The following is a 26,476-nucleotide window of genomic DNA, read 5'->3' on the forward strand; positions in this document are numbered from 1 at the left end:
GGGGAGCGACGTGGCTACTTACACTCAATCCGCCGGGATCCTCGAGGCTCCCGTAGTTCCTAAATCCAAGGGACGCATCGTCGTCAACTGGATCACCTCCACGGACCACAAGACCATCGGGTACATGTACCTGATCGCGTCGTTCGTGTTCTTCTGCCTCGGTGGCGTCATGGCGTTGCTGATCCGTGCAGAACTGTTCGAACCCGGTATGCAGATTCTGCAGACCAAAGAGCAGTACAACCAGATGTTCACGATGCACGGCACCGTGATGCTGCTGATGTTCGCAACACCTCTTTTCGCTGGTTTCGCCAACGTGATCATGCCGTTGCAGATCGGTGCGCCGGATGTTGCGTTCCCCCGTCTGAACGCTTTGGCTTTCTGGTTCTTCCTCTTCGGTTCCACCATCGCAGTTTCCGGCTTCATCACCCCGCAGGGTGCGGCAAGCTTTGGTTGGTTCGCCTACGCGCCGTTGTCGAACACGACATTCAGCCCTGGTGTCGGTGGGGACCTGTGGGTCTTCGGACTTGCGCTCTCCGGTTTCGGAACCATCCTCGGTGCTGTCAACTTCATCACCACCATCATCTGCATGCGTGCCCCGGGCATGACCATGTGGCGTATGCCGATCTTCACCTGGAACACCCTGGTGACGGCAATCCTGGTGCTCATGGCCTTCCCGCCGTTGGCTGCAGCCCTCTTCGCTCTTGGCGCTGACCGCCGCTTCGGTGCGCACATCTTCGATCCCGAAAACGGTGGCGCCGTTCTCTGGCAGCACCTCTTCTGGTTCTTCGGCCACCCCGAGGTGTACATCATCGCCCTGCCGTTCTTCGGCATCGTCTCCGAAATCTTCCCGGTCTTCAGCCGGAAGCCGATCTTCGGTTACAAGGGCCTTGTTTACGCAACCATCGCCATCGCCGCTCTGTCTGTGACGGTGTGGGCCCACCACATGTACGTCACCGGCTCGGTCCTGCTGCCGTTCTTCGCCTTCATGACCATGCTGATCGCAGTACCTACGGGCGTGAAGTTCTTCAACTGGATCGGCACGCTGTGGCAGGGATCCATCACCTTCGAGACGCCCATGCTGTGGAGCATCGGCTTCCTGGTGACCTTCCTCTTCGGTGGCCTGACAGGCATTATCCTGGCTTCCCCGCCGCTGGACTTCCACGTTTCCGACTCCTACTTCGTGGTGGCCCACTTCCACTACGTGGTGTTCGGTACGGTCGTGTTCGCCATGTTCGCGGGCTTCTACTTCTGGTGGCCCAAGTGGACCGGCAAGATGCTGAACGAGCGTCTCGGAAAGATCCACTTCTGGCTCCTGTTCCTCGGATTCCACGGCACGTTCCTTATCCAGCACTGGCTGGGTGTCGAGGGTATGCCGCGCCGTTACGCCGACTACATGCCGCAGGATAACTTCACGTGGATGAACCAGTTCTCCACCATCTCTTCCTTCGTCCTGGGTGCATCACTGCTGCCGTTCTTCTGGAACGTCTACATCACGTGGCGCAGCAACAAGAAGGTTGAAGTGGATGACCCGTGGGGCTTTGGTGCTTCGCTGGAATGGGCAACCTCTTGCCCGCCGCCGCGCCACAACTTCACTTCCTTGCCCCGTATTCGCTCCGAACGCCCGGCCCTGGATCTCCACCACCCGGAGTTGGCCCAGGTGCACACCGCCGAGGCTCCGTCACCCGCAGCAGCAGTCTTGGGTAACGCCGACCAGAGGGACGTCAGCAAATGAAAATTGAATCGTGGCTCTTCGGGGCCGGAGTCTTCTTCTTCGTGCCAGTAGCCATCGCTTATGGCTTCCTGACTGAATGGTCTGAGTGGGTCGGCGTGCTCGGCATCCTGCTGGTCGGTGGGCTTGCAGGCATGATCGGTGCCTACCTTGGCTTCACCGGCAAGCGCATCGGAATGCGTCCGGAGGACCGTCCTGATGCAGAGATCCACGAAGGCGCTGGTGAGCAGGGACACTTCAGCCCCTGGAGCTGGTGGCCCCTGGTTCTCGGCCTGTCCTGCGCTGGTGGATTCCTCGGCCTGGCCGTTGGTTTCTGGGTCACCTACGTGGCCGGTGGCCTGGCGCTCGTCGCACTCGTTGGCTGGGTCTTCGAGTACAGCCGCGGGGACCACGCCCACTAGTTCTTCAGTAAGAAAAGGATGGGCCTCACCGAAAGGTGAGGCCCATCCTTTTTGCTTTGTTCCAATATCTGATTCCTGGATCCCGCAGACGTCGTTGTCCCGGGTTTACCCTTCAGCGGGCCTCTGGGGCCTGCAGGAGGGACGAAAGCGTTGCCAAGGCATTCCGTGCCTCTGAGACGGTTTGCGGCTCCGTTAGGTCCTCAGGGGCGACTTCCAGAACGACTTCGCAGCCGTGTTCGAAGTCTTCCGTCATAACCTCAAGGAGCGAGCGGGCGTCCACCGGTTGTCCGTCAGCCTTCCGGATGGTTACCGGTAGCCCTGTCTCCGTGACGGCGCGGACGAAGACCGCCGCCGCCCGCGCGTGCAGGCCGATTTTTGCGGCAACCAGTGCTTTGTGCTGCGGCAAGCCAGCTCCTTTGCTTGGGCGGGTACTCCGCCGAAAAATAATCCCTACAAGAGTAGCGGCCAGTGCGCAGCGTGAACCAACTTGGGCATCAGCTGGTCTAGACCTGAGCCGCGTCTGATTTATCCTAGAACCATGACTTACACGCTGGACTACCGTCGTGGCTGACGCAGCAAACATTGCCGGCGAGATCGACCGTTCCAGCAGCACGCCTATCTACATTCAGCTCCGTGAAATCCTGCGGACGTTTATTGGCCAGTCTTGTCCGCCCGGGTCAGCCCTGCCTTCCGAGCGGGATCTCTCGGAGCGTTTCGGCCTTGCCCGCATGACGGTCCGTCAGGCGATTGATGCCCTGGTCGGCGAGGAAGTCATTGAGCGGGTTGTGGGCTTGGGGACCTTCGTCAAGAAGCCGAAGCTTGATCTGCAGGTGAAGCTGACATCGTACAGCGAGGAAATGCAGCGTCGTGGCATGGTGCCTGCGGCCAAGGTCCTCAGCTTTGAACAGATTGCGGCCAGCGCCTTTCTGGCGCGCGAACTGCAGCTGGACGAGGGGACGCCGCTGGTGCGCTTTCGGCGGCTTCTTCTGGCCGATAACGAGCCCATGAGTGTGGATGAGAATTTCATCCCGGCGCATCGGGTACCGGGGCTTCTTGACGAGGCGCCTCCCACGTCCCTGTACAACGTCCTGAGCGAACGATACGGCCTGGTCATGGAGTGGGGTGAGGACATGATCGAGGCTACCGCCGCGTCTCCATCGACTGCCAGGCTGCTCAATGTCGACGTCGGTTCGCCGCTGCTGAAAATTCAGCGACACGCATTCGTGGCCCGGGCCATGGTGGACTATTCGGTGTCCTACTACCGTGCCGACCGGTACAAGCTGTGGATTCCCCTGCAGCGGCCTGGTGTGCGTCCAACGCGGAACTACGCCTCGGGATACCGGACGCACTAGTACAAGCCTGCGAGGCGGGCTGGTGAAGCCGTGTGCGCTTGTCCTGCTTCCAGGCATGCCGTGCTCATCATTACGACAAGACAAAAAAGAGGGGCCCAGTCCGTGTGGACTGGGCCCCTCTTGTCGTTGAGCTGCTAGTGGCTCAGGCTCTTCTGTTCGTCGCCAGCTGCAATGGCCTCGTGGTGGCCGTGCGAGTGTGCTGCTTCGAGTTCCGCGGGGGTTGCCGGAGCAACGCGGTCTTCGAAGAACCAGCGGGACAGGGCCGCACGGCGCTTCTCCTTACGGGTTACTACGCCATGTTCGTTCGGCTGTGCCGGCAGGGGAGCGGGTGACTCAAAGCCGACAAGCTTGTAACGCTTGTACTCGTCCAGAGGCGCGTGGACCTCAATGAACTCACCGTGCGGGAGACGTACGATGCGTCCGGTTTCGCGGCCGTGGAGAGCAATCTCACGATCCTTGCGCTGGAGGGCCAGGGCAATTCGCTTGGTGACGATGAAAGCGATCACCGGGCCGATGAAGAACAAGGTCCGAAGCCAGTAGGTCACGTCGTTCAGGGACACGTGGAAGTGGGTGGCGATGAGGTCGGAACCTGCAGCGGCCCACATGACGCAATACCAGGTGAAACCTGCAACGCCAATGGCTGTACGCGTGGGAGCGTTCCGCGGACGGTCGAGAACGTGGTGTTCCCGATTGTCCTTGGTTACCCAGCGTTCGATCCACGGGTAGGTGAACAGTACGGTGAAGATGATTCCTGCCGGTACGAGGGCCGGAAGAAGCACGTTCAGCGTGAGCGTGTGTCCGAAGACAATCCACTCGAAGTGGAAGTTGTTCACTACGCCAGGCATGAGGCGAAGTGCGCCGTCGACGAATCCGATGTACCAGTCAGGCTGGGTGCCTGCGGAAACAGGGGAGGGGTCGTAGGGACCGTAGTTCCAGATCGGGTTGATGGTGAAGGCTGCTGCCATGAGTGCCAGGACACCGAACACGATGAAGAAGAAGCCGCCGGCCTTGGCTGCATACACCGGACCGAGGGGGTAACCGACGACGTTTCCGTCGTTTCGGCCCGGGCCAGGGTACTGGGTGTGCTTGTGCACAACCACCATGAACAGGTGGATCACGATCATCAGGAGGATCAGCGCAGGTACAAGCAGGATGTGCAGTACGTACAGGCGGCCGATGATGGCCGTTCCCGGGAACTCTCCACCGAAGAGGAAGAAGGAGATGTAGGTTCCGATGACCGGGATGGACTTGATCACGCCGTCGATGATGCGCAGGCCGTTGCCGGAAAGCAGGTCATCGGGGAGGGAGTAGCCGGTGAAGCCGGCAGCCATGGCCAGGATCAGCAGCACGCCACCGACAACCCAGTTCATTTCGCGGGGCTTGCGGAAAGCGCCCGTGAAGAAGACGCGCAGCATGTGCACGCCGAGGGAGGCAACGAACAGCAATGCTGCCCAGTGGTGCACCTGACGCATGAACAGACCACCGCGGACATCGAAGGAGATGTTCAGCGATGAGTTGTAGGCAACAGACATTTCGACGTTGTACAGCGGCGTGTAGGAACCCTGGTAGTGGGTTTCTGCCATTGACGGGTCGAAGAAGAAGGTCAGGAAGGTTCCCGACATCAGCAGGATGACGAAGGAGTACAGCGCCACCTCACCGAACATGAACGACCAGTGGTCGGGGAAGACCTTCCGGCCGAACTCACGCAGGATGCCGGAGCCGCCCACACGCTCGTCTACGAAGTTGGTAAAGCTACCAACCTTGGTCTTCGGAACGAAGGGGGCTTCAGCTGTTGATGAGGCGCTCATGCTCGTCACGCTCCCAGTAACTCGGTCCTACAGGTTCTCTGAAGTCGCTGGTAGCGACGAGGTAGCCCTCTGCATCAACTGCGATGGGCAGCTGCGGAAGCGGACGGCTGGCCGGCCCGAAGATGACCTTGCATTCCTGCGTGAGGTCAAAGGTGGACTGGTGGCAGGGGCACAGAAGGTGGTGTGTCTGCTGCTCGTAAAGAGCAACGGGGCAACCAACGTGCGTGCAGATCTTGGAGTAGGCAACGATTCCGTTGTAGCTCCAGTTTTCACGGCCCTCGGAGGGGTTCAGCGAGTTCGGGTCCAGGCGCATCAGCAGAACAACGGCCTTGGCCTTTTCGTTCAACTTGCCTTCGTGGAGCTCGTTAAGGCCTTCGGGAATAACGTGGAAGGCCGATCCGATGGTGACATCCGAGGCCTTGATGGGGGTGCCATCGGGATCGCGGGTCAGGCGCTTGAGCTTGCCATCCTGAGGAGCCCACATGGTGTGTGCAAGTGCCTTGTCCGGACGCGGACCCAGATCGCCGAAGATGGCGAGAGCAGGCAGTGGAGCCAAAGCAACAGCACCAAGAAGGGTGTTGCGGATCAGCGGACGGCGCTTGATGCCGGTCTCCTCGACGATATCGTCGACGATGCGCACTGCAGCCTGACGGTCCTCTTCCGTGCGGATAGCGTGGCGTTCCTCGGACACTTCGTGATCGGGCATCAGGGCCTTGGCCCAGTGCACGATGCCGGTGCCGATACCAAGCATTGCGAAGGCAGTACCGAGACCCAGAAGGAGGTTCTGCGTGCGGATCGTTGCAATGGTGGTGTCGTCGCCAAGGTCAATGGCGAAGTACGCCACCAGGAAGACCAGCGTTCCGATGACAGAGGTGCCAAACAGAATGGCTACCTGACGCTCGGCACGCTTTGCGGCTACCGGGTCCGTGTCAGCCAGGCGCAAACGATGCGGAGGAAGACCAGGATCCTGGAACTTCTCCACCTCATTCTGACCAGCCGTAGCTACGGTGCCCGAGTGGTTCGGACTGCCGTCACTATGGTTGCCCATAATTCGCCTCATCCTTCTCTCGTTGTCTCGACCGGGGCCGAGTTGTTTTCAGTTTCAAACTGCTGACTGTGCAGCAGAAGTTTTGTTGTGTCCCGATCAGGACGTGCGTGACGTCAGCCAGATCGTGAAGGCGATGATGACACCCAAACCGGCAACCCAAACGAACAGGCCTTCAGAGACCGGGCCGAGGGATCCGAGGTCCGCGCCACCCGGTGAACCATTGGCTTCAATGGTCTTCAGGAACGTGATGATGTCGCGCTTGTCTTCGGGGGTGACGTTCGAGTCGTTGAAGACGGGCATGTTCTGGGGGCCGGTAGCCATTGCCTCGTAGATGTGCTGCGAGGTTACATCTGCCAGGGCAGGAGCGAACTTACCCCGGGTCAGTGCACCGCCGGCTGCAGCGGCGTTGTGGCACATGGCGCAGTTGACGCGGAAGAGTTCTCCACCCTTTGCGGCGTCACCCTTGCCGTCGAGCAGGTGCTCTTCCGGAATGGCCGGACCTGCACCCAGGGATGCGACATAGGCCGAGAGCTGCTTGGTCTGCTCTTCATTGAACTGGACGGGCTTCTTCTGGGCCTGCGGGCCGTTCATCTGCATGGGCATACGACCGGTACCAACCTGGAAGTCAACCGCGGCAGCACCCACGCCGACCAGCGAGGGGCCGTCCTGGGTTCCGCTGGCCCCCATGCCATGGCAGGTGGCGCAGTTGGCGGCGAAAAGCTTGCCGCCCTGTTCTACGTCACTGGCGCTGTAGCTGGTGGTGTCGGCCTTGGCCTGGTTGACAGATGTGGCGACGGCGTAAAGCCCACCAGTGAGGAGGAGGCCCATCAGCAGCAGCGCAATTGCTGCCAATGGGTGACGTCGCTTCTGCGAGAGTGCCTTCACGTGGTGGTTCCTTTATTCGATCCTGCGTCGGCTCCGTGAGCCGCTTCTTGAAATTCTGCCTCTTGTAGAAAAAGAGTCAAGCCGGGCTTACTTGAGGACGTAGATGACCAGGAAGAGGCCAATCCAAACGACGTCAACGAAGTGCCAGTAGTACGAGGTGACGATTGCCGACGTCGCTTCAAAGTGTCCGAACTTCTTGGCCGCAAACGCGCGGCCGATGATGAAGAGGAAAGCGATCAGACCGCCGATGACGTGAAGGCCGTGGAAGCCCGTGGTCATGTAGAAGGCCGAGCCGTAGGCGTTGGAGGACAGGGAAACATGCTCAGAGACGAGCATGGCGTATTCCGTGGTCTGGCCGGCGACGAAGAAGGCACCCATGATGAACGTGAGGGTGAACCATTCGGTCATGCCCCAGCGGGTGAACTGGAGGAGCCCACCGGTACGGCGGGGTTCGAGCCGCTCGGCGGCGAAGACGCCCATCTGGCAAGTAAAGGAACTTGCCACCAGGACGATGGTGTTGACGAGCGCAAACGGGAAGTTGAGCTTGGCCGTCTCTTCGGCCCACATCAGTCCTGATGTGGAGCGCAGGGTGAAGTACATGGCAAAGAGGCCGGCGAAGAACATCAACTCACTGGACAGCCAAACAACGGTTCCAACAGAAACCAGGTTGGGGCGGTTCAGCGTCGGGTGCGCCGGGGTACTGGGGGCATGGGTCGCAGATGTCACAAGGACATTATGTCTGTAAAAGTCCAGAGTTCCCAATGCAAACCACCGATTCGGGAGACTTTTTCTACAAAGACGCGAAATCGCGCGGAAAAGTTCCCGGCGTGGTTCACATTGGTCATCGGCGTGGCTGGCTCGATAGCATCAGGGAGTGACTTCTCCGGCATCGGCACCTGCAGCCAGCAATACCTGGCCAGGGCTCATCTCAGCACTGATCAACGGCGACGACCTTGCTGTGGGCAACACAGAGTGGGCCATGAACACGATCATGTCCGGTGAAGCCACTCCGTCGCAGATCGCCGGTTTCCTTGTAGCCCTCCGTGCCAAGGGCGAGACGGTAGAAGAGCTTGCTGGCTTGGTTGAAGCCATGGTCCAGCACGCCAACCCGATTTCCATCTCGGGTGAAAAGCTCGACATTGTCGGAACCGGTGGGGATCGGCTTAACACCGTAAACATCTCCACGATGGCGGCCCTTGTTGCTGCCGGAGCCGGAGCCAAGGTTGTAAAACACGGAAACAGGGCGGCCTCGTCAACATCCGGTTCGGCTGACGTCCTGGAGGCGCTCGGGGTTCGGCTGGACCTTTCCATCGAACAGGTGGCGCGCAATGCCGAAGAGGCGGGCATCACATTCTGTTTCGCCCAGGTTTTCCATCCGTCATTCAGGCACACGGCTGTTCCCCGTCGCGAGCTTGCCGTTCCTACCGCCTTCAATTTCCTCGGGCCCATGACCAACCCTGCCCACGTGCAGGCATCGGCTGTGGGTGTGGCCAATGCGCGGATGGCCCCGCTTGTTGCAGGAGTCCTGGCCCGGCGGGGGAGCCGTGGCCTCGTATTCCGCGGTGACGACGGACTGGATGAGTTGACGCCCACCGGGCCGTCCACTGTTTGGGAGATCAGGGATGGTTCCGTGACGGAGCAGGTTTTCACTCCTGCGGAACTTGGCATAAAGCCTTCCACCGTGGCGGACCTTCGCGGTGGAGACGCCAGCGTGAATGCCGGCGTCGTTCGTGAGGTCCTCGATGGGAAGGTTGGTCCCGTCAGGGACGCAGTGCTGCTTAACGCGGCCGCCGGATTGGTGGCCTTCGATCTTCAGGCCGATGGCAGCTTGCTGGAGCGCATGCGCTCAGCGTTCGACAGGGCAGCTGAGTCCGTTGAGTCCGGCAAGGCCGCCGAAGTGTTGGCGAAATGGACGGCCCTTAGCCAAAGCTGATGGGGTTTTAAGCCGGCCGGGGTGGGCGGGGTTTATTCAAAACCTAGTGCAAAGGCGGCATCGAGGTCGTGCTGCGAGTACGCACGGAAAGCGATGTGCGTGGTGGTGTGGACCACGGAGGAGACCTTGGACAGGCGGTCGGCGATGACATCGGCCAGGTCTTCATGCTGGGAAACCCTGGCGACCGCAATGAGATCCCATTCGCCGGTGACTGAATAGACCTCGCTGATGCCTTGGAGGGCCGAAATTTGCTCGGCGGTTTCCGGGATGCGTGAGGCATCGGTCTTGATCAGGACGAAAGCGGTGATCACGTGGGGCCTTTCCGAAAAAAGCATCGTTGCGGACGGTTCCCAGCCTAGTGCATCCTCAGGTTCGCGGTCCGGATCACCCCCGGTGTTGCCGCTTGGCTGCGGCTCGACGGATTAGGGTGAACAACGCACGGAATCCGAGCAGGAAGACGCCCAGGCTTATCAACGCAACAATGATGAAGGGCAGCACCACGGTTTGTCCCGTTGCGGCCCTCAGCAACATCCCAACGACCACAGCGCCCAGCCACGCTGCCACACCCGACGGCCAGACGGAAAAGGGCGCGCGCCATACCCTGAGGACAAGCCAACCAACCAGTGCACCAACCAAAAAGGGCCAGGCGGTGATGAAGGCGCCGGAGATGATGTCTCCGCGGGCGTGGGCGTCCCGGCCGATCGCGGCGAAGACAAGAATCAGGACAAGATCCCCGGCGGCGGCCGCCAGCCAGGACTTAGTGGACGAAGACATGCCTTTGACCCTATCCGGGACCTCCCGCAGGCGCGAAGTCGATCCCCGTTCCGCCAGCGCGGTTCGTGTTCCACCACCAGGAGGAATCGATGTCGGCCCGTTGTGTGAGTGAACTCACGGTACTAGCCTCTGATGGGGGACACGCAGTTCCCGTCGTCCTTCGAGGAGTGGCGCATGCAGAAGATCTCTACTTGTTTGTGGTTCGACGGCCAAGCGGCTGAAGCAGCACAGTTTTACACATTGATATTCGACAACTCTTCAATAAGCCCTGGAGTGCCCGGTCCGGACGGCAGCGCCCTGACGGTCGAGTTTGAAATAGAGGGCCGGCAGTTCATGGGGCTCAATGGAGGCCCACATTTCACGTTCAATGAGGCAGTTTCCTTGGTGGTGAACTGTGAATCCCAAGAGGAGGTCGACCGATACTGGGAGGCGCTGCTTGCTGGGGGAGAGGAGAGCCAGTGCGGGTGGCTCAAAGATAAGTTTGGTCTTTCCTGGCAAATCGTTCCCACGGCCATGACCGGACTCCTGAACGGTCCGGATCCGGCAGGTTCACAACGTGCCATGGAAGCCATGTTGAAAATGCGGAAACTCGACCTCGCCGTCCTGCAAAAGGCTTACGACGGCGACTGAAACTGTGGGGGAGGGCCGACGGCCAGCGCCCGCGACGCACGAAGACGTGCAAATACACCCAACAACCATAAGGAGAACTGACCACATGACTTCCCGCCTGAATCCCTACATCTCCTTCAGGGACAACGCCCGTGACGCGATCACTTTTTATGAGTCAGTGTTCGGCGGCGAGTTGAATATCAGCACCTTCGGCGATTACCAGGCCAGCCAGGACCCGGCCGAAGCCGACAAAGTCATGCACGCCATGCTTGTCTCGCCCAACGGCCTGACCATCATGGCCGCAGATACACCGAACGGCATGGAGTACAACCCGGGAAACAACATTTCTGTATCGCTCAGCGGCGAATCTTCGGACGAAGCGGAACTTCGCGGCTACTGGGACAAACTTGTCGACGGCGGAACGGTCACCATGCCGCTCGAAAGCGCGCCGTGGGGTGACGTCTTTGGCATGTGCGTGGACAAGTTCGGCATAGCGTGGCTGGTGAATATCGCCGGAGCCCAGCAGCAGGGCTGATCGAGGGTAGACTGCCGCATGGAAAAGCCCCGCTGGAAGCTTCCAGCGGGGCTTTTCCATGCCGTGAACATGTTGGCCGCTTCCGAGCGTGGACCGCAAAATCCTGCGTCCACGGCCGAAATTTCATCAAAAAGCTGCATTCTGACGTCACCCCGGCTTCTGGCGCCCTAGATTCAAGGACCCCTTGATCAAGCGCCCGAAGAGGAACCATGCCCGCTGCTGCCTTGCCAGATCCCGGTGTCATCCACGCGCAGCCGCAGTGCGAACTGCCGCATCAGTCAGTTGGTAAACGGCAGGGGAGCGGGCGGGACGACCAGGCTGCCGAGGCAGACGACGATGCCCTGATCGCCCAGGTTCGGGCCAGCCAGCCTGCCGCGTTCGGAGAACTTTTCCACAGGTATGGCGGTATCGCGCTCTACGTCGCCTCGAAGGAAGCAGACAACGCGTCGGACGCCGAGGACATCGTTGGCGACGCTTTTGCAGTCGTCTTTCAGGCTCTTAAGGAAGGCGGCGGACCGAGGCATTCATTCAGAGGCTATCTCTTGAGCACCGTCCGACGGATGGCGCATCGTCGAAACGTCCAGGGCCGGCGGGCGTTCCCAATGAAGTCACCCTTGCCTGAGGACATCGGGAATGACCATTCCTGGCCGGATGCCGACGAGACTGCCGTGCTGATCCACGCACTGCGTTCCCTGCCGCATCGCTGGCAGTCAGTGCTCTGGTTCAGCGAGGTGGAAGCCATGAAGCCGGCCCAGATCGCCGAGGTCATGGGGATTAGCCCAAACGCAGCATCCGCATTGTCCATTCGAGCCCGTAAAGGCCTGCGACGAGCCTACGTGGAAGCCAATGCGATGCCTTGATGGGGGTGGGCTCCCAGAGCGTTAGTTGACATAATGTAGATTATCGGCGTTACGGTAACACCTGTGGAAGGGGCTCTCAGGCACCCACATAGGCGGCAAGATGCTTGCCGGTCAGTGTCGCTTTGCCAGCCACCAGTTCAGCCGGCGTTCCAGCGAAAACTATCGTGCCGCCGTCGTGCCCGGCTCCGGGGCCGAGGTCGATGATCCAGTCGGCGTGAGCCATAACCGCTTGGTGGTGTTCGATCACAATGACGGATTTGCCGGACTCGACCAGGCGATCCAGCATTCCCAGCAGGTTCTGGACATCAGCCAGATGCAAGCCTGTCGTGGGCTCATCGAGGATGTAGATGTCACCCTTTTCGGACATCTGGGTGGCCAGCTTGAGCCGTTGCCGTTCGCCGCCGGATAGCGTCGTCAATGGCTGCCCCAAGGTCAGGTAGCCCAGTCCGACGTCGGAAAGGCGGTCCAGGATCTTGTGGGCCGCAGGCGTCCGCGCTTCGCCGTCGCTGAAGAAGGCCTCGGCCTCGTTCACAGACATTGCAAGCACTTCTGCAATATTGCGCCCACCCAGCTTGTACTCAAGAACAGAAGCTTGAAAGCGCTTTCCCTCACATTCTTCGCACGTGGACTCCACCGTGGCCATGACTCCGAGATCCGTGTAGATGACGCCAGCACCGTTGCACGTTGGGCAGGCGCCTTCGGAGTTGGAACTGAAGAGTGCCGGCTTGACGCCGTTGGCCTTGGCGAATGCTTTTCGAATTGGCTCCAGAAGGCCGGTGTAGGTCGCAGGATTGCTCCTGCGGGAACCGCGAATGGCGCCCTGGTCGATCACCAGCACGCCGTCACGTTTGGCGACTGAGCCGTGAACCAGTGAGCTCTTTCCAGAGCCCGCGACACCGGTCAGGACACACAAAACGCCCAGGGGGATATCCACATCCACATCCCGAAGGTTATTGGTGGAAGCTCCCCTCACTTCCATGTGCCCCTTGGCGGTACGGACATCTGCCTTCAGTGACGCGCGGTCATCGAGGTGGCGCCCGGTGATGGTGTCACTCCCCCGCAATCCATCCAGATCCCCTTCGAAGCAAACCGTTCCGCCACCGCTTCCAGCGCCTGGGCCCAGGTCAATAATGTGGTCCGCGATGGCGATGGTTTCCGGCTTGTGTTCGACCACCAGAACGGTGTTGCCTTTGTCCCGCAGCTGGAGCAGCAACTGGTTCATCCGCTCGATGTCGTGCGGGTGCAGCCCGATGGTTGGTTCGTCGAATACATAGGTGATGTCGGTCAAGGACGAGCCGAGGTGGCGGATCATCTTGGTGCGCTGGGCCTCTCCCCCGGAGAGAGTACCCGCAGGACGGTCGAGCGACAGGTAACCCAGGCCAATGTCAGCAAAGGAGTCCAGAAGATGCTGAAGTCCCTTGACCAGCGGCGCCACCGACGGCTCATCCAATTGGCGGATCCAATCTGCGAGATCGCTGATCTGCATGGTGCAGACATCGGCTATGCTCTTGCCCTTGATCTTGGAAGACCGTGCCTCCGGACTCAGCCTGGTGCCCTCACATTCGGGACACGTGGTGAACGTGATGGCCCGCTCGACGAAAGCGCGGACGTGCGGTTGCAGGGCATCGACGTCTTTGGAGAGCATCGATTTCTGGATCTTGGGAATCACGCCCTCGTAGGTCAGATTGATCCCTTCCACCTTGACTTTGGTGGGCTCCCGATACAAAAGATCGTGGAGTTCCTTTTTGGTGAATTTGGCGATCGGCTTGTCCATGTTGAAGTAGCCGGTTCCGCTGAAGATGCGTCCATACCACCCGTCCATGCTGTAACCCGGAATGGTGAGGGCGCCTTCGCTGAGCGATTTGCTGTCATCGTAAAGTGCTGTGAGGTCGAAGTCGCTGACCGAACCCATGCCTTCGCAACGCGAGCACATCCCGCCCAGCCGGTTGAAGGAGGCTTTCTCCGTTTTGGTCTTACCTTCGCCGCGCTCGACGGTGATTGCTCCACTGGCTTTCACCGTGGGGACATTGAAGGAGTAGGCATTTGGGGATCCAATGTGGGGTTGTCCAAGCCGGCTGAACAGAATACGGAGCATGGCGTTTGCATCAGTGGCTGTACCTACGGTCGAGCGGGGGTTGGAGCCCATACGCTCCTGGTCGACGATGATCGCCGTCGTCAGCCCTTCCAGGACGTCCACGTCAGGTCGTGACAAGGAAGGCATGAAGCCTTGGACGAAAGCGCTGTACGTCTCATTGATCATTCGCTGCGATTCGGCAGCGATGGTGGCAAAAACAAGCGAACTCTTGCCGGACCCCGACACCCCTGTGAAGACGGTGAGTCGTCGTTTTGGGATCTCTATGCTGACGTCTTTCAGGTTGTTTTCGCGTGCGCCCTGTACCCGGATGAGCTCATGGGCATCGGCAACATGCAGCTCAGGAGATTGTGTGTCCGATCCGGCAGCAATAGTCATGGTTTCTCCGTCCATTGGGCGGCGCTGCACAACAGTCCCCCGTCGGCGTCGCCTGGCTCTCCTTGACCACCCTCGGTCAATACGATTGATTCTGCCATTGTCTTCCCGGCTTTACTCACTAAGAATGAAGCATGCCGGTATACATGAGGTCCCTCGAAACTGCTGTTCCGCCAACCATCCTTGTCCAGCAGCAAGCCCGTGAGGTTTTCGCCTCCCAACCAGGCCTGACGCGGCTGGGAACCCGGCTCGTCACGACATGTTTCGATTCGGCCGCCATCGATACGCGCTTCACGGCGGTGGAAGAGCTGAGCCTTGACGCGCATCCAGAAAACCCGAAGTTTTTCGACCTCCCGACCAACAGGGTCTTGAGCCCCAGCACTAAAGTCCGCAATGAGATTTTTGCCACCGAAGCCACCAAACTGTTCATCGAAGCCGGCAAGACAGCCGTGGCCCAGGCCCAAGGCGTTGATCTTGACGACATCACGCATGTGATCACGGTGTCCTGTACGGGATTCTTCAATCCCGGTCCCGACTACAAGGTGGTCAGGGCCTTGGGCCTCAACCCGGCGGTCCAGCGTTACCACCTTGGGTTCATGGGCTGCTATGCCGCGTTCCCGGCCATGAAAGCTGCAAAGCAGTTCTGCTTGGCGGATCCTGAAGCGGTGGTCCTGGTGATCTGTGTGGAACTCTGTTCTCTCCACGTCAGGACATCCAATGATCCGGACACCATCATGGGATCCGCGATCTTCGGCGATGGTGCGGCCGCGGCGGTCATCTCGGCAAGGGAACCGGAAGGCGACGAGCCGGTGATACGGCTGGATCACTTCGAAACAGTCCTGACCCCGGTTGGCGAGGAAGCCATGGCATGGAACATCGGCGACGAAGGATTTGAAATGGTCCTCGGCTCCTACGTGCCGCACATTATTGAGGAGCACATCACGGGTGCGCTGGAACCCCTGCTGGCCAGGGAGCCGGATCTGACGGGGGTGCCTTACCGGGACATTACGCATTGGGCCATCCATCCGGGCGGCCGAAGCATCCTGGACAAAGTCGAGTCAAAGCTGGAACTGACCCAGGAGCAGTTGGTACCGGCAAGGGAGACACTGCGGGAATTCGGCAACATGAGCAGTGCCACAGTGTTGTTCGTCCTGAAGTACATGCTGGGACAGACAGCCAGTGAACGTGAAGAGAGGATCTGTTCCATGGCTTTCGGCCCGGGTCTCACGGTCGAGACCGGTCTGTTCACTCTGGTCTCGCCCGCTCTGTGAGCCCTTGGGGGTCCCTCCGGGAGAGGGACCTTGACAGCACTGAGGACATGGACGGCCCTGACTGCGACCCGCTGCTGCTCAACAGGACGTATGCGCGGTTTCCCGTGGTCAACAGGCTTCTTTCACGGTGGCGGCGGACCTATAAACGCCTCCTTCGCCCGCTCTTGTCCGAAACAGGGCGCGCTACATTGCTGGACATCGGAAGCGGCAGCGGTGACGTGGCCCGAAGCCTGGCACGGTGGGCGCGGCGGGATGGCTTCGTGCTGGAGGTGACTGCCATTGACCCGGACCCTCGGGCCTATGCTTTTGCGACCGGCCTTCGGCCCGTAGCGGGAGTGTCGTACCGACAGGCCCACAGTTCGGAGCTGGTTGCGGAAGGAGCGACTTTCGACGTCGTAATTTCCAACCACATCCTTCACCACCTGGACGCACAGCAGTTCGCTGGAGTCCTGCGCGATTCCGAACAGCTCGCCAGGCGCGTAGCCCTCCATAATGACCTGACGCGAAGCCGCGTCTCCTACGTCCTGTTCATAGCGGGCTTTTGGCCCTTGGGGTGGGGTTCCTACATCGTGAAAGACGGCCTGCTGTCCATCAGGCGAAGTTACACCTTGCCGGAACTAAGGTCCGTCATATCGTACGGCTGGCGCGCTGAGCGAAACGGACCCTGGCATAACATGCTGGTCCACGAGCACCGCGGATCGGGGAACCAGGAGCGTGCTTGACGTCGTCGTTGTTGGAGCGGGACCTGTGGGCCTTTTCATGGGGCTGCTGCTCCTCCGGAGTGGCCACAAGGTCCGTATCCTCGAACGCCGGACCAGCAGAGGCACCCGCTCCCGTGCCATAGGGATCCATCCACCGGCCCTGGCGGAGTTGGAACGCGCCGGCGTTGCGCAGGAGCTCGTCTCCGTCGGAGTCCACATTACGAGGGGCGTCGCCTACAGCCGGCGATGCAAGGTAGCGGAACTGCCGTTCTCCGGCGATCCCGCTTTCCCCTTCATCCTTGCGGTCCCCCAGACGGTCACCGAGAAGGTGCTGGAGGACGCAGTGCTGGAGCTGGATAAGGCCGCGATCGCCCGTGGTTTGAACGTCCTGGAAGTATGCGACGACGGCCCAACAGTGCGCGTCCGGGCCGCATCGCCGGCGGGAAGCCAAGAGTTCACCGCCCAACTGGTGATCCTTGCCGATGGCGCCCACTCTTCCCTTCGACACCGGTTCGCCCCGAACGTTCCTTCAAAGTGCTATCCGGACGCCTACCTCATGGGCGACTTCCCCGACAGAACCGGACACGGTACGGATGCAGTGCTGTATCTGGAGCCCGCTGGAATTGTGGAGTGCTTCCCGCTGCCGGGAGGCGTCCGGAGGTGGGTGGTACGGCTTGGTGCACCGGCCATAGGCGCGACGGCGGACGACTTGGCTGGGATGGTCGAGTCACGAACGGGTGAGGTGCTGGAGCCGGCCGGCAATACGATGCTCAGTGCTTTTGAGGTGCAGTCGCGGCTGCTGCCGCGGATGGTCCACGGACGGGTCGTGTTGCTCGGAGACGCCGCCCACGAAATCAGTCCCATCGGCGGGCAGGGAATGAACCTGGGATGGCTGGACGCAGCGGCACTGTCGCCCATCATCGACGCCTCCTTGGAAGGATCCGATGTGGGTGAACTGCTGCAGGACTTTGAGAAGACACGAAGAAAGGCTGCGCTTAGGGCGTCCCGGCAGGCGGGCCTCAACATGGCACTGGGCAGGCCGCTTCCGGCACTAGCCATGACGCTCAGGAACCGACTCTTCGCCGGTATGTTGGTGATGCCTGGTGTCACAGGGCTGGTGGAGCGGCGCTTCACCATGCGGTAGCTATTCCGGCACGGTGTAGTAGCAGTCGTAGGTGTCCTGGCTGATGATCAGGCCATCCCTCAGCTGGAAGACCGCCGTGCTACGTGCGCGAATGGTGTCACCACGGTCCCAATGCGGAAGGTCCAGAAGCAGCGTGGCCGACCAATTCATCTCCAGGACCACACGGTCTTCCTGGCTGGTGGTGCGGACGATCTCAAAGCGTTGGTCCGCCACGATGTCGTGGCTGTCGTCAGCGCCCGACAGTGTTTCGGCAAGATTCCGGACGGAGCCCGTCTTGGACAGTGCATGGGGCCATTCCGTGAGCTTAAAGTCCTCAGCCAGGAAGGGCCGCAGGTCGGCGGAGCCGCCGCCGGCTTCAACTGCCCGCACGAACGAGAGCACATGCTCCAGCGGGGTGGGAGTGGTCATCCCATGAGCCTAGCCCACCGCCGAAGAGGCTCGTGGCGATAGGCTCGATCCATGACGCATCAAACTCATCCCGGAGCCAAGAGTCCCGCTACGGACTTCAATCCCCTCCAAATCCGGGACGCCGTCCGAAGACTGTTGGACTCGGAAGAACTGCCCGCCATCGTCCAGGCGGGGCACCCGGTGCTGCGCCAGCTCGCCGCGCCGTACGACGGCCAGCTCGACGACGTCGAACTCCTGGCACTGATCGACCGGATGCGCGAGGCTATGCATGCAGCGCCGGGTGTTGGCCTGGCAGCTCCACAACTCGGTATTCCCCTGCAGCTGGCTGTCCTGGAGGACAAGTACGAAATCGATCCTGTCTCCGCTGAGGTGCGCCACCGGGAGCAGTTGGACTTTTTCGCCATCGTCAATCCGACGTACCGGCCCTTGGGTCAGGAAACAGCGTCGTTCTATGAAGGATGCCTCTCAGTCCCGGGGTATCAGGCTGTGGTGGAACGGCACCGGAATGTTGAGTTGTCCTATGCCACGCCTTCCGGTGAACCTGTTGAGGAATGGTTCTCGGGGTGGCAGGCGCGTATCGTCCAGCATGAAACCGACCATCTCCACGGTGTCCTGTACCTGGATAAGGCTGAGACCCGGTCCTTGGCCAGCAACGCCGAGCACACGGCCCGTTGGGCTTCTCCGGACATTGAAGAAGCCCGCAGCGCACTCGGTTTCCTTGGTTGAAGCCGGTGAGTGGCCGGAGTCCTATGCCGCGGGCCGGTTTGCGGTGGTCGGAAGATACTTTGCCCACCATTTGAGGATGTACTCGAAGCGCTGACGTCGATGATGCGGCGTCCCGGAACGGGACAGCTCGTGGTCCTCACCCGGAAAAACCAGCAGGGCCGTATCCACTCCCTGCGCCTTCAAGTGCGCGTAATAGCGCTGGCCTTGTTCAATGGGGCAACGCAGATCATTTTCACTGTGCACTACCAGTGTTGGCGTCTTGACATTTTCGACGACCGCCATCGGACTTTGGGCGTCCATCTGCTCCCGCGTTGGTCCTGTGTATTCGCTGCCGAAGAACCAGCCAATGTCCGAGGAGCCGGCAAAGCTGACGGGATCAAGGAATCCCCGCTCCACGATCGCTGCTGTGAACCTGTGGTGGTGTGCGATGATCCACGCGGTCAAGTAGCCGCCGTAGGAACCGCCCATGATGCCCACTTGCTCCGGGTCCAAAGACGCATGGGATGACAACACTGCGTCAAGGAAGGCAATCACGTCCTGCATGTCGAGAGTGCCCATCTGCCCCTTGATGGCCCGCCCATGTTCCTGTCCATAGCCTGAGGATCCACGGGGGTTGCACATCACCACCGCATACCCGGCCGCTGCGTACACCTGGGCCTCGTCAAAGAAAGCCCCCGTGTATTGGGAGAAGGGGCCGCCGTGGATGGTCAGGAGGACCGGGTGGGGCCCTGGGCCTTCCGGCATGACCAGCCAACCGTGAACGGGGTGACCGTCGCTGGATTCGGCCTCGAAATCCTTGGGCTCAATTACTGTGGAGTTGTTCCGCAGGTTCCCTGAGAAGTCGGTCAGAAGGCGAAGTTCTCCACGTTCCAGTGACGCCACATCCCCGACCGTTGAAGCATCAGAAAGCGTCACTGCGGTCTCCCCGTTGGCCGCAACAGATGCCCCGATGACTACCCGGGCACCGTAGACCAGCGGAGTGATCGTGCCATCCGCAGTGACATCCAGGAGTTCGACACTGCCCAAGGCGGTGTTCAGCACAAGGACGCTTGCCGGCCCGCTTGTTTCCAGCGGGCCCGAGACGTCCAGGTGTTCGACGTCGGTAAGTGCCACGGCCTCTCCCCCACCGGACGGCATCGCGTGGAGAACAGAATTCCGCGCCACGAAGTCCCTGCCGGTATCTCCGAGATCCTGCGCAATGAAAAACAACCACCGGCCATCCTCCGAAGCCCTCACAGCGCTGACGGTCTGCGGTGTCCGGTTGGCAGGTTCGACGACGACCGGCTCGCCTCCCGCAGCATCCACCCTGAAGACCGAGGTGACAAGGTCGTCGTCGTGACCTTCATGAAGCGCGGCGACGAAATAGAGGTGGGCCCCATCAGCCGAGAAGGCGGGCGATGTATGGTCGGAATCGCCGAAAGTGAGCTGCCGAGAGGCGGGGAGACCAAGGCCTTCCGGCACGGGTTGCTCGTGGGCGGACCGTCCCCGGGGCGTTACCGCGGGCTCGCCACCCAGTTCGGGAACGTCAACCACGAAGAGTTGCTGGCGCTGGTCGGCGGTATAGCCGACGCCGTTCATTATGTACTGGTTGGCAACGATATAGCGAGGGTCTTCGGCTCCCGGACCGACGCCATCGATGGTTCCATAACGCCCCCGTTCGGGGACCCTGGCCTGGAAGGCGATGCGGTGCGAGTCCGGCGCCCAGACGAAGCTTTCCACACCGGCGGCCTGGTTTGTGATCCTCTGCGGTTCGCCGCCCGCTGACTCCACGACGAACACTTGGGGCTTGCCCCCGGGATCGCTTCGCAGGAAGGCGAGGACAAGCCCGTCCGGTGAGAATGCCGGGGAAGTGTCCCTGAACCCTCGGGTGATGCGACGCGGGTATTTGGTGTTGTCCAAGGGGACCGACCAGAGCTGGCCAACGTAACTGTCGGCGTCGAAATCCGGTCTTGTGACCGATACCACCGCCTTCGTGCCGTCAGGGTGTATCGCCGGGGCGGACACGGAGTTCAACAGGGGCAGCTGCTCTGGTTTCACGATGGTGAGCCTAGCGGGGTGGCCTGTCCGGCGGCACCAGACACTCCGTCCACCGTAGGATTGAGGCCATGTTGTCCGACGCCGTCTCCGCCCTGCGATGCCCTGTTTGCCAAGGACTTTTCGAGTTGCGTGATGCCCGTCCGGCAACCCTCGCTTGCCGGACCGGGCATCTGTTTGATGCTGCCAAGCAAGGCTATTTCAACTTCCTTACGGGCAAAGGAACGGCTTTCGAAGCGGACACGGCCGAGATGGTGGCTGCCAGGGTCAGGTTCCTGGAAGCAGGGCACTACGCGAAATTGGCCACGGGGCTGGCAGAGATGGCTGCGGAGGCCATCCGAGGGCCGGAACCACTGGTTCTCGACGCCGGAACCGGCACCGGCCATTACCTCCGCACTGTTATGGACGCAACGGGGGCTAGCGCCGTTGGGATGGACATTTCCAAGTTCGCCCTTCGGCGTGCGGCACGGCTCAACCCCGGGGCCGCCAATGTGGTGTGGGACATTTGGCGTCCATTGCCCATGGCGGATAACTCGGCGGACGTCGTGACGGTTGTTTTCGCGCCGCGGAATCCTGCGGAGTTCGCGCGGGTTCTGCGCCCGGGAGGATCGTTGCTGGTGGTGACGCCGCGGCCCGGCCACCTCCAGGAGATCGCTGCGAGGACAGGGATGCTCGGGATCGAGGAGGGGAAGGAAGAACGGCTGGCCGAGTCCATGAGCGGCTGGTTCGATTCGCCCACCAGCCGTTCCCTGGATGTGCCGCTGGTGTTGTCGGGAAGCGAAGTAGCCGACCTCGCCTACATGGGCCCCGCTGGACACCATCTCCGTCAGGAGCAGCTGTCCGAACTGGCGGCGTCAGACGAGGACATGGACACCACGGCCAAGTTCCGGATCAGCGTGTTCACCACGTCCTGACGCTTGACCGCGCCGCGGGCTAGGATGGAGGAACAGCGACTGTGATCCCGCTCGCGGGATCCGGGACCAAGGGGGAACGATGTTTGAATGGCTCGGCGAGAACTGGTGGGCCCTATGGCTTACAGTCTTCCTCGCGTTCGCAGTGGTGGAGATGCTGACTCTCGATCTCTTCTTCATCATGCTGGGCGGCGGTGCGCTTGCCGGGCTCATTGCGGACTTCTCCGGCGCCGATCTTTGGCTGCAGATCGTCATCTTCTGCGTGGTGTCCCTTCTGATGATCGTTTTTGTCCGGCCAGTAGCCTTGAACCACCTGCGCAAGGGCCCCACGGAACAGCTGTCCAACATAGACCGGCTCATAGGCCAGCCTGCCCTCGTCATTGAAGCCGTGAGCAGCACCAGCGGGCTGGTGAAAATTGGTGGGGACGTTTGGAGCGCCCGCAGCGCGGCTGGTGTCATCGACGCCGGCGCCACCGTTCAGGTCACCAAAATTGACGGGGCGACGGCGGTGGTCGCCTCGGCTGCCGACAACAGCCCCCGCTGACGCTTCGGCGCACTCAAGATTTCAGGTTGTTCCCGGACCGGGTTGCCTGCCCGCGAACAGCCGCATCAAACCACGCAATTGGGGAACGAAGGAGATGTATGGACGGCTTAGGAGGAACAGCAGCGGCAATTGTGCTGATTGTTCTCGTCATTTTTGTCATCATCGTGTTGGTCCGCTCGGTAAGGATCATTCCGCAGGCACGTGCCGGCGTCGTTGAACGGCTCGGCAAGTACCAGCGCACGCTTAACCCGGGACTGACCATCCTGATACCGTTTGTCGACAGGCTCCTGCCACTGCTCGACCTGCGTGAGCAAGTCGTGTCCTTCCCACCGCAGCCGGTCATCACTGAAGACAACCTGGTTGTTTCCATTGACACCGTGGTCTACTTCCAGGTCACTGATCCACGGGCGGCAACGTACGAGATCGCCAACTACATCCAGGCCGTGGAACAGCTGACCACCACCACGCTTCGTAACGTGGTGGGTGGGCTTAACCTGGAAGAAGCACTGACTTCACGCGACCAGATCAATGGTCAGTTGCGTGGTGTGCTGGACGAGGCAACGGGACGCTGGGGAATCCGCGTCTCCCGGGTAGAGCTCAAGGCGATCGACCCGCCCCACTCCATCCAGGACTCGATGGAAAAGCAGATGCGTGCAGAGCGGGACCGCCGTGCGGCCATCCTGACTGCCGAAGGTACCAAGCAGTCCCAGATCCTGACCGCTGAGGGTCAGCGCCAAGCCGCCATCCTTGCGGCCGAAGGTGATGCCAAGGCCGCCATCCTCCGCGCAGATGGTGAAGCCCAGGCCATCCAAAAGGTCTTTGATGCCATCCACAAGGGCAACCCGGACCAGAAGCTGCTGGCGTACCAGTACCTGCAGACCCTTCCGAAGATCGCGGAGGGCACCTCGAACAAGCTCTGGATCATTCCCAGTGAAGTAGGCGAGGCCCTCAAGGGTATTGGCGGCGCACTTGGAGGCAACGGCGGGGACTCCCCGGTTGCAGGGCTTTTCGACGGCGGCACCAAGGAACCTGAGCCGGCAGGGACAGTGGAACCTACCCGTCCGACGGAGTAGTTCCAGCTCATAGCAAGGTCAAGAGCGGTCAGCCATTCCGGCTGGCCGCTCGCTGCGTCCGCCTGCTTTGAGTAGTCGGCAAAGATCAGCGTATAATAGGATATTTGTCCGGCTGGTTCAGCGTGGACGGAACATTAAAGCTTGGCCAGGCGTTGCAATTAGTGATGCAAGGTGTGCAGAAGTAGTCCGTAGGGATCGTGAAAACGGCTTACGGCTAGCGCGGAGTTGCTGCTCCGCGAACAGACAGAGGGAGTAATCATGAGCGATCGCAGCCTGCGGGGTATGCGTCTTGGCGCCCAAAGCATGGAAACTGAATCCGGCGTTGAACCGGCACCGCGCCAGCGGGTCGAGTACCGTTGCGAGGATGGCGAGCAGGTCTTCGTAACCTTCTCTTCCGAAGCGGAGATCCCTCCTGTGTGGGTTTCCAAAACCGGTAAGGAAGCGCTCCTGGTCGATGGCGAGCGTCCCGTGGATGCCAACGAAAAAGCCGTCCGCACGCACTGGGACATGCTGCTGGAACGCCGCAGCCTTCCCGAGCTGGAGCAGATCCTTGAGGATCGCCTCAACATTCTTCGTGAGCGCCGCGGGGAACGCCGTTCGGCATAGTTTCCACAAACACGCAAAAAGGCCGGGTCCGGTTTCCCTTGGGAACCAGATCCGGCCTTTTGCTGTAAGAACTACTTTGCCATTTCGGTTGACTTGCCGGTCAGCTTGGCCCAGCGCGCTGCCAATCCCCACTTGGTGACGTTGATCATGGCTTCGACCACAATGTTGCCGCTCATTTTCGATGCCCCGAGTTCGCGCTCAACGAAGGTGATGGGGCGCTCCTCGATGCGGAGGCCAAGCTTGGCCACTCGCCAGGCAAGGTCAACCTGGAAGCCGTAGCCGACCGACTCCACTTCGTCCAGCTTCAGTGCCTCAAGCGTACTGCGGCGGAAGGCGCGGTATCCGCCGGTCACGTCCTTGATCTTTACGCCGAGCATGATGCGGGCGTACGTGCTGCCGATGCGGGAGATGGCCTGACGGTAGAGTGGCCAGTTCACCACGCTCCCACCCGGGACCCAGCGGGAGCCCATGGCCAGATCCGCTCCGTCCTTCACGGCGTCAAGGAGCAGTGGCAGTTGTTCGGGCTTGTGTGAACCATCCGCGTCCATCTCGACGAGGACGTCATAACCGGCTGCCAGGCCCCACTTGAAGCCGGCGATGTAGGCAGCCCCAAGACCCTCCTTGCCCTTGCGGTGCAGGACGTGGACCTGGCTGTCCTTTGCGGCGAAGTCGTCGGCAAGCTTTCCCGTGCCGTCAGGGCTGTTGTCGTCGACCACCAGGACGTCGGATTCGGGAACTGCGGCGCGCAGCCGTCCCAGCGTCACGGGGAGCGATTCCAGCTCGTTGTAGGTGGGAATGATCGTCAGGACACGCAAGAAGAGGCCTTTCCTTGATGGAGCGGTCAGTGTGCCGGACCAGCCTGGCAGCTGGCGTTCTGGCGCAACTCTCCATTATAGGACGACGGCGGCCAGGACTTTTGCGTCTGTGGCGTCGGCCACAGTGGTCGGGATGTTGCCCGGATGATCCTCGGCTACACGCGCAGTGACTCGTGGGCAAAGAGCTCACGGCCTTGGTGGACCGTCTGCAGGCAGCGCGGGTCCGCCCCGGTGTCGAGGGCGGGCAGCAGCGGTGTCCGTGCGCGGGGATCAGTGCTCCAGGACTGGACCCGGCTGTCCGCTACTTGGACCATCAGCTCGTCGACTTCCCAGACGGCGAAGCTGGCCGGAGCGCCGGGAACCAGCTGCCCCATGAGGGGGTTGCGGTGCTTGGCAGCCCGCCATCCTGCACGGGTATGTCCCAGGAATGCCGCCCGTGCCGAGATGCGCTGGTCGGGGTTGCTGTGCTCAAGGCAGGCGCGGACGCTGGACCAAGGGCGTAGTGCAGTGACAGGGCTGTCACTGCCAAAGGCGATGGGCACACCACTGGAATAGAACGAAGCAAAGGGGTTCATGCTGCGGCTGCGATTGCCCAGGCGTTGTTCATACAACCCGCCAGGAGCACCCCAGGCGGCGTCAAAGCCGGGCTGGACGCTGACGGTCACCGAGTACTTGGCAAGCCTGTCAATGGCGGACTGGTCCGCCATCTCCACATGTTCCAGCCTGTGGCCGGCTGCGCGGATGCGCTGCTCCCCTACCTCGGCCGCTGCGGAATCCAGGGCGTCCAGAACGGCGCCCAGGCCGGCGTCGCCTATGACATGGAAGCCGGCCTGCAGGCCCAAGGCCGACGTCGCCGCCAGATGTTTGGCGGCCTCGTCCACCGAAAGGTAGAGACTGCCGCGCTGTCCGGGGGCATCAGAGTAATCCTCCAGCAACGCAGCCGTTCTGGAACCGATGGAACCGTCCATGTTGAGATCACCCGCAAGGCCCAGGACATGGGTGCCCAGACCTTCCAGAATTTCCTGGGCGTGCTCCTCCGAGGACGCCAGTTCGCCCCAGTACGGGAGGATTTGCGGGCGGTCCCCGTGCTCGTTCCAAGACGCGGCCATTCGCAGGTCCTCCGGCCCGCATATATGCGGCGCCGACATTTCAGCCAATGCCACGTAACCGTGGGAGGCGGCCTCCTTCAAAGCCAGTTCCTGGTAGGTGCGCCGTTCTGCTTCCGGGAATCGTCGTGCGTGGAGGCGGGCAGCCGTATGCGCCGCCCGCACCACACGGGCCGTCCCGGTATACCCGTCGAGGTCGTCAAGGCCTGCAGTCGCCACCAGGGAGGCCGAGACCAATGCGGAGTGGACATCGACGCGGGACAGGTAGACCTGCCGGTCCCCTGCTGCGCGCTGGATCTCTTCAAGGCTGGGCAGCGTGGGATCGTTCCACGTCGTTTCATCCCAGCCGTGACCCAGGATGGTGCCCGAACCGCCTGCGGCTGCGACGGCGTCGAGCAGTTCTGTTGCTGAACGAACGGTGCCGAGTTGGAGTCCTCCGAGGGCCAGTCCGGTTTCGGTCAGGTGGGCGTGCGAATCCACGAAGCCCGGAGCCAGGAGGGCGCCATGGAGATCGATGATTTCCATGGACGAATCCGCAATGGAGGTGGCCGCTGGCTCAGACCCCACCCACGCCACGGTGTCTCCGTCCACCACCATGGCAGTCGCAAAAGGATCTGCCGCGGTGTAGATCGATCCGTTGCGGTACATGGTGACCCGACGGCCGGATCCTTGGTGTTGCTGGCCGACAGGCGTGCCGGGCTGGTTCATGTGGTGAGCTCCTTGAGCATGGGCAACG

The 26,476-nt window shown here is 61.2% G+C and carries 27 protein-coding genes; 15 read left to right on the forward strand and 12 right to left on the reverse strand.

Features of this window, described 5'->3' with window-relative positions; all coding sequences use genetic code 11:
• Window positions 1-10 precede the first annotated feature (10 nt).
• A complete protein-coding gene (ctaD, locus tag ACFVSI_RS06785) occupies window positions 11-1,732 on the forward strand; it encodes a cytochrome c oxidase subunit I (RefSeq protein ID WP_387821149.1) in 1,722 nt (573 codons plus the stop codon).
• Window positions 1,729-2,130, forward strand: coding sequence for a cytochrome c oxidase subunit 4 (locus ACFVSI_RS06790; RefSeq protein ID WP_144658883.1), 402 nt, complete (start codon window positions 1,729-1,731; stop codon window positions 2,128-2,130). Before ctaD ends, ACFVSI_RS06790 begins: the two co-directional genes overlap by 4 nt.
• Before the next feature lie 112 nt (window positions 2,131-2,242).
• On the opposite strand, the gene ACFVSI_RS06795 is transcribed toward ACFVSI_RS06790, so the two are convergent.
• Window positions 2,243-2,536, reverse strand: coding sequence for an HPr family phosphocarrier protein (locus tag ACFVSI_RS06795; RefSeq protein ID WP_387821153.1), 294 nt, complete (start codon window positions 2,534-2,536; stop codon window positions 2,243-2,245).
• A gap of 157 nt (window positions 2,537-2,693) precedes the next feature.
• Between ACFVSI_RS06795 and ACFVSI_RS06800 the strand changes: the two genes are divergently transcribed.
• Complete coding sequence (locus ACFVSI_RS06800; protein WP_387821156.1) at window positions 2,694-3,482, forward strand: GntR family transcriptional regulator; 789 nt, start codon at window positions 2,694-2,696, stop codon at window positions 3,480-3,482.
• Window positions 3,483-3,616: 134 nt separating this feature from the next.
• Here the strand turns inward: ACFVSI_RS06800 and ACFVSI_RS06805 are convergent, their stop codons facing one another.
• The 4 genes from ACFVSI_RS06805 to ACFVSI_RS06820 form a co-directional block, all read right to left on the reverse strand.
• Window positions 3,617-5,290 (reverse strand): cytochrome bc complex cytochrome b subunit, encoded by a 1,674-nt coding sequence (locus ACFVSI_RS06805; RefSeq protein WP_387821159.1) that lies wholly within the window; start codon window positions 5,288-5,290, stop codon window positions 3,617-3,619.
• Entirely contained in the window at window positions 5,268-6,338 is a 1,071-nt protein-coding gene (locus ACFVSI_RS06810) for a Rieske 2Fe-2S domain-containing protein (protein ID WP_387821162.1), read from the reverse strand. Before ACFVSI_RS06810 ends, ACFVSI_RS06805 begins: the two co-directional genes overlap by 23 nt.
• A gap of 96 nt (window positions 6,339-6,434) precedes the next feature.
• Complete coding sequence (locus ACFVSI_RS06815) at window positions 6,435-7,223, reverse strand: c-type cytochrome (protein ID WP_144658878.1); 789 nt, start codon at window positions 7,221-7,223, stop codon at window positions 6,435-6,437.
• 87 nt (window positions 7,224-7,310) lie between these two features.
• A complete protein-coding gene (locus ACFVSI_RS06820; RefSeq protein WP_079581410.1) occupies window positions 7,311-7,949 on the reverse strand; it encodes a heme-copper oxidase subunit III in 639 nt (212 codons plus the stop codon).
• A gap of 148 nt (window positions 7,950-8,097) precedes the next feature.
• Between ACFVSI_RS06820 and trpD the strand changes: the two genes are divergently transcribed.
• A complete protein-coding gene (trpD, locus tag ACFVSI_RS06825) occupies window positions 8,098-9,156 on the forward strand; it encodes an anthranilate phosphoribosyltransferase (protein WP_387821167.1) in 1,059 nt (352 codons plus the stop codon).
• A gap of 32 nt (window positions 9,157-9,188) precedes the next feature.
• Here the strand turns inward: trpD and ACFVSI_RS06830 are convergent, their stop codons facing one another.
• The gene (locus ACFVSI_RS06830) at window positions 9,189-9,467 is read right to left on the reverse strand and encodes an Lrp/AsnC family transcriptional regulator (RefSeq protein ID WP_387821170.1); all 279 of its coding nucleotides are present in this window, start codon (window positions 9,465-9,467) and stop codon (window positions 9,189-9,191) included.
• Window positions 9,468-9,540: 73 nt separating this feature from the next.
• A complete protein-coding gene (locus ACFVSI_RS06835; RefSeq protein ID WP_387821173.1) occupies window positions 9,541-9,930 on the reverse strand; it encodes a DUF3054 domain-containing protein in 390 nt (129 codons plus the stop codon).
• 174 nt (window positions 9,931-10,104) lie between these two features.
• Here ACFVSI_RS06835 and ACFVSI_RS06840 point away from each other — a divergent pair, with 174 nt between their 5' ends.
• From ACFVSI_RS06840 to ACFVSI_RS06850, 3 genes are all read left to right on the forward strand, one after another.
• Entirely contained in the window at window positions 10,105-10,560 is a 456-nt protein-coding gene (locus ACFVSI_RS06840; protein WP_387821175.1) for a VOC family protein, read from the forward strand.
• Window positions 10,561-10,645: 85 nt separating this feature from the next.
• Window positions 10,646-11,074 carry a VOC family protein gene (locus ACFVSI_RS06845; protein ID WP_262275068.1) on the forward strand — a complete coding sequence of 143 codons (429 nt, stop codon included), beginning with the start codon at window positions 10,646-10,648 and terminating at the stop codon, window positions 11,072-11,074.
• Window positions 11,075-11,283: 209 nt separating this feature from the next.
• Window positions 11,284-11,934 carry an RNA polymerase sigma factor gene (locus ACFVSI_RS06850; RefSeq protein ID WP_387821178.1) on the forward strand — a complete coding sequence of 217 codons (651 nt, stop codon included), beginning with the start codon at window positions 11,284-11,286 and terminating at the stop codon, window positions 11,932-11,934.
• Window positions 11,935-12,010: 76 nt separating this feature from the next.
• Here ACFVSI_RS06850 and ACFVSI_RS06855 read toward each other — a convergent pair whose 3' ends face one another.
• Window positions 12,011-14,404, reverse strand: a complete 2,394-nt coding sequence (locus ACFVSI_RS06855) for an ATP-binding cassette domain-containing protein (protein WP_387821181.1) — start codon at window positions 14,402-14,404, stop codon at window positions 12,011-12,013.
• A 131-nt stretch (window positions 14,405-14,535) separates the two neighbouring features.
• Between ACFVSI_RS06855 and ACFVSI_RS06860 the strand changes: the two genes are divergently transcribed.
• From ACFVSI_RS06860 to ACFVSI_RS06870, 3 genes are read left to right on the forward strand one after another with little or no spacing between them, the layout of a single operon-like run.
• On the forward strand, window positions 14,536-15,672 hold the full coding sequence (locus ACFVSI_RS06860; RefSeq protein ID WP_387821184.1) for a type III polyketide synthase: 1,137 nt from the start codon (window positions 14,536-14,538) through the stop codon (window positions 15,670-15,672).
• Window positions 15,669-16,394 (forward strand): class I SAM-dependent methyltransferase, encoded by a 726-nt coding sequence (locus ACFVSI_RS06865; RefSeq protein WP_387821187.1) that lies wholly within the window; start codon window positions 15,669-15,671, stop codon window positions 16,392-16,394. Before ACFVSI_RS06860 ends, ACFVSI_RS06865 begins: the two co-directional genes overlap by 4 nt.
• Window positions 16,387-17,517, forward strand: coding sequence for an FAD-dependent oxidoreductase (locus ACFVSI_RS06870; protein WP_387821190.1), 1,131 nt, complete (start codon window positions 16,387-16,389; stop codon window positions 17,515-17,517). Before ACFVSI_RS06865 ends, ACFVSI_RS06870 begins: the two co-directional genes overlap by 8 nt.
• Here the strand turns inward: ACFVSI_RS06870 and ACFVSI_RS06875 are convergent, their stop codons facing one another.
• A complete protein-coding gene (locus ACFVSI_RS06875; RefSeq protein ID WP_387821192.1) occupies window positions 17,518-17,925 on the reverse strand; it encodes a nuclear transport factor 2 family protein in 408 nt (135 codons plus the stop codon). It abuts the gene before it with no gap.
• 51 nt (window positions 17,926-17,976) lie between these two features.
• On the opposite strand from ACFVSI_RS06875, the gene ACFVSI_RS06880 reads away from it, so the two are divergent.
• Complete coding sequence (locus ACFVSI_RS06880; RefSeq protein ID WP_387821194.1) at window positions 17,977-18,651, forward strand: peptide deformylase; 675 nt, start codon at window positions 17,977-17,979, stop codon at window positions 18,649-18,651.
• A 21-nt stretch (window positions 18,652-18,672) separates the two neighbouring features.
• On the opposite strand, the gene ACFVSI_RS06885 is transcribed toward ACFVSI_RS06880, so the two are convergent.
• Complete coding sequence (locus tag ACFVSI_RS06885) at window positions 18,673-20,688, reverse strand: S9 family peptidase (RefSeq protein WP_387821197.1); 2,016 nt, start codon at window positions 20,686-20,688, stop codon at window positions 18,673-18,675.
• 68 nt (window positions 20,689-20,756) lie between these two features.
• Here ACFVSI_RS06885 and ACFVSI_RS06890 point away from each other — a divergent pair, with 68 nt between their 5' ends.
• The 4 genes from ACFVSI_RS06890 (at window position 20,757) to ACFVSI_RS06905 (ending at window position 23,819) form a co-directional block, all read left to right on the forward strand.
• Window positions 20,757-21,599 carry a methyltransferase domain-containing protein gene (locus ACFVSI_RS06890; protein ID WP_387821200.1) on the forward strand — a complete coding sequence of 281 codons (843 nt, stop codon included), beginning with the start codon at window positions 20,757-20,759 and terminating at the stop codon, window positions 21,597-21,599.
• A gap of 79 nt (window positions 21,600-21,678) precedes the next feature.
• Window positions 21,679-22,140: an NfeD family protein gene (locus ACFVSI_RS06895; RefSeq protein ID WP_144658860.1), complete on the forward strand. Its 462-nt coding sequence runs from the start codon at window positions 21,679-21,681 to the stop codon at window positions 22,138-22,140.
• A 98-nt stretch (window positions 22,141-22,238) separates the two neighbouring features.
• Entirely contained in the window at window positions 22,239-23,213 is a 975-nt protein-coding gene (locus tag ACFVSI_RS06900) for an SPFH domain-containing protein (protein ID WP_387821204.1), read from the forward strand.
• 258 nt (window positions 23,214-23,471) lie between these two features.
• On the forward strand, window positions 23,472-23,819 hold the full coding sequence (locus tag ACFVSI_RS06905) for an RNA polymerase-binding protein RbpA (RefSeq protein WP_011774875.1): 348 nt from the start codon (window positions 23,472-23,474) through the stop codon (window positions 23,817-23,819).
• 71 nt (window positions 23,820-23,890) lie between these two features.
• On the opposite strand, the gene ACFVSI_RS06910 is transcribed toward ACFVSI_RS06905, so the two are convergent.
• Both ACFVSI_RS06910 and ACFVSI_RS06915 read right to left on the reverse strand, forming a co-directional pair.
• Window positions 23,891-24,634: a polyprenol monophosphomannose synthase gene (locus tag ACFVSI_RS06910; protein WP_387821207.1), complete on the reverse strand. Its 744-nt coding sequence runs from the start codon at window positions 24,632-24,634 to the stop codon at window positions 23,891-23,893.
• A 155-nt stretch (window positions 24,635-24,789) separates the two neighbouring features.
• Window positions 24,790-26,448 (reverse strand): amidohydrolase, encoded by a 1,659-nt coding sequence (locus ACFVSI_RS06915; protein WP_387821210.1) that lies wholly within the window; start codon window positions 26,446-26,448, stop codon window positions 24,790-24,792.
• Window positions 26,449-26,476: the final 28 nt, after the last annotated feature.

It is taken from the genome of Paenarthrobacter sp. NPDC057981 (assembly GCF_042886835.1).
GTDB lineage: Bacteria > Actinomycetota > Actinomycetes > Actinomycetales > Micrococcaceae > Arthrobacter.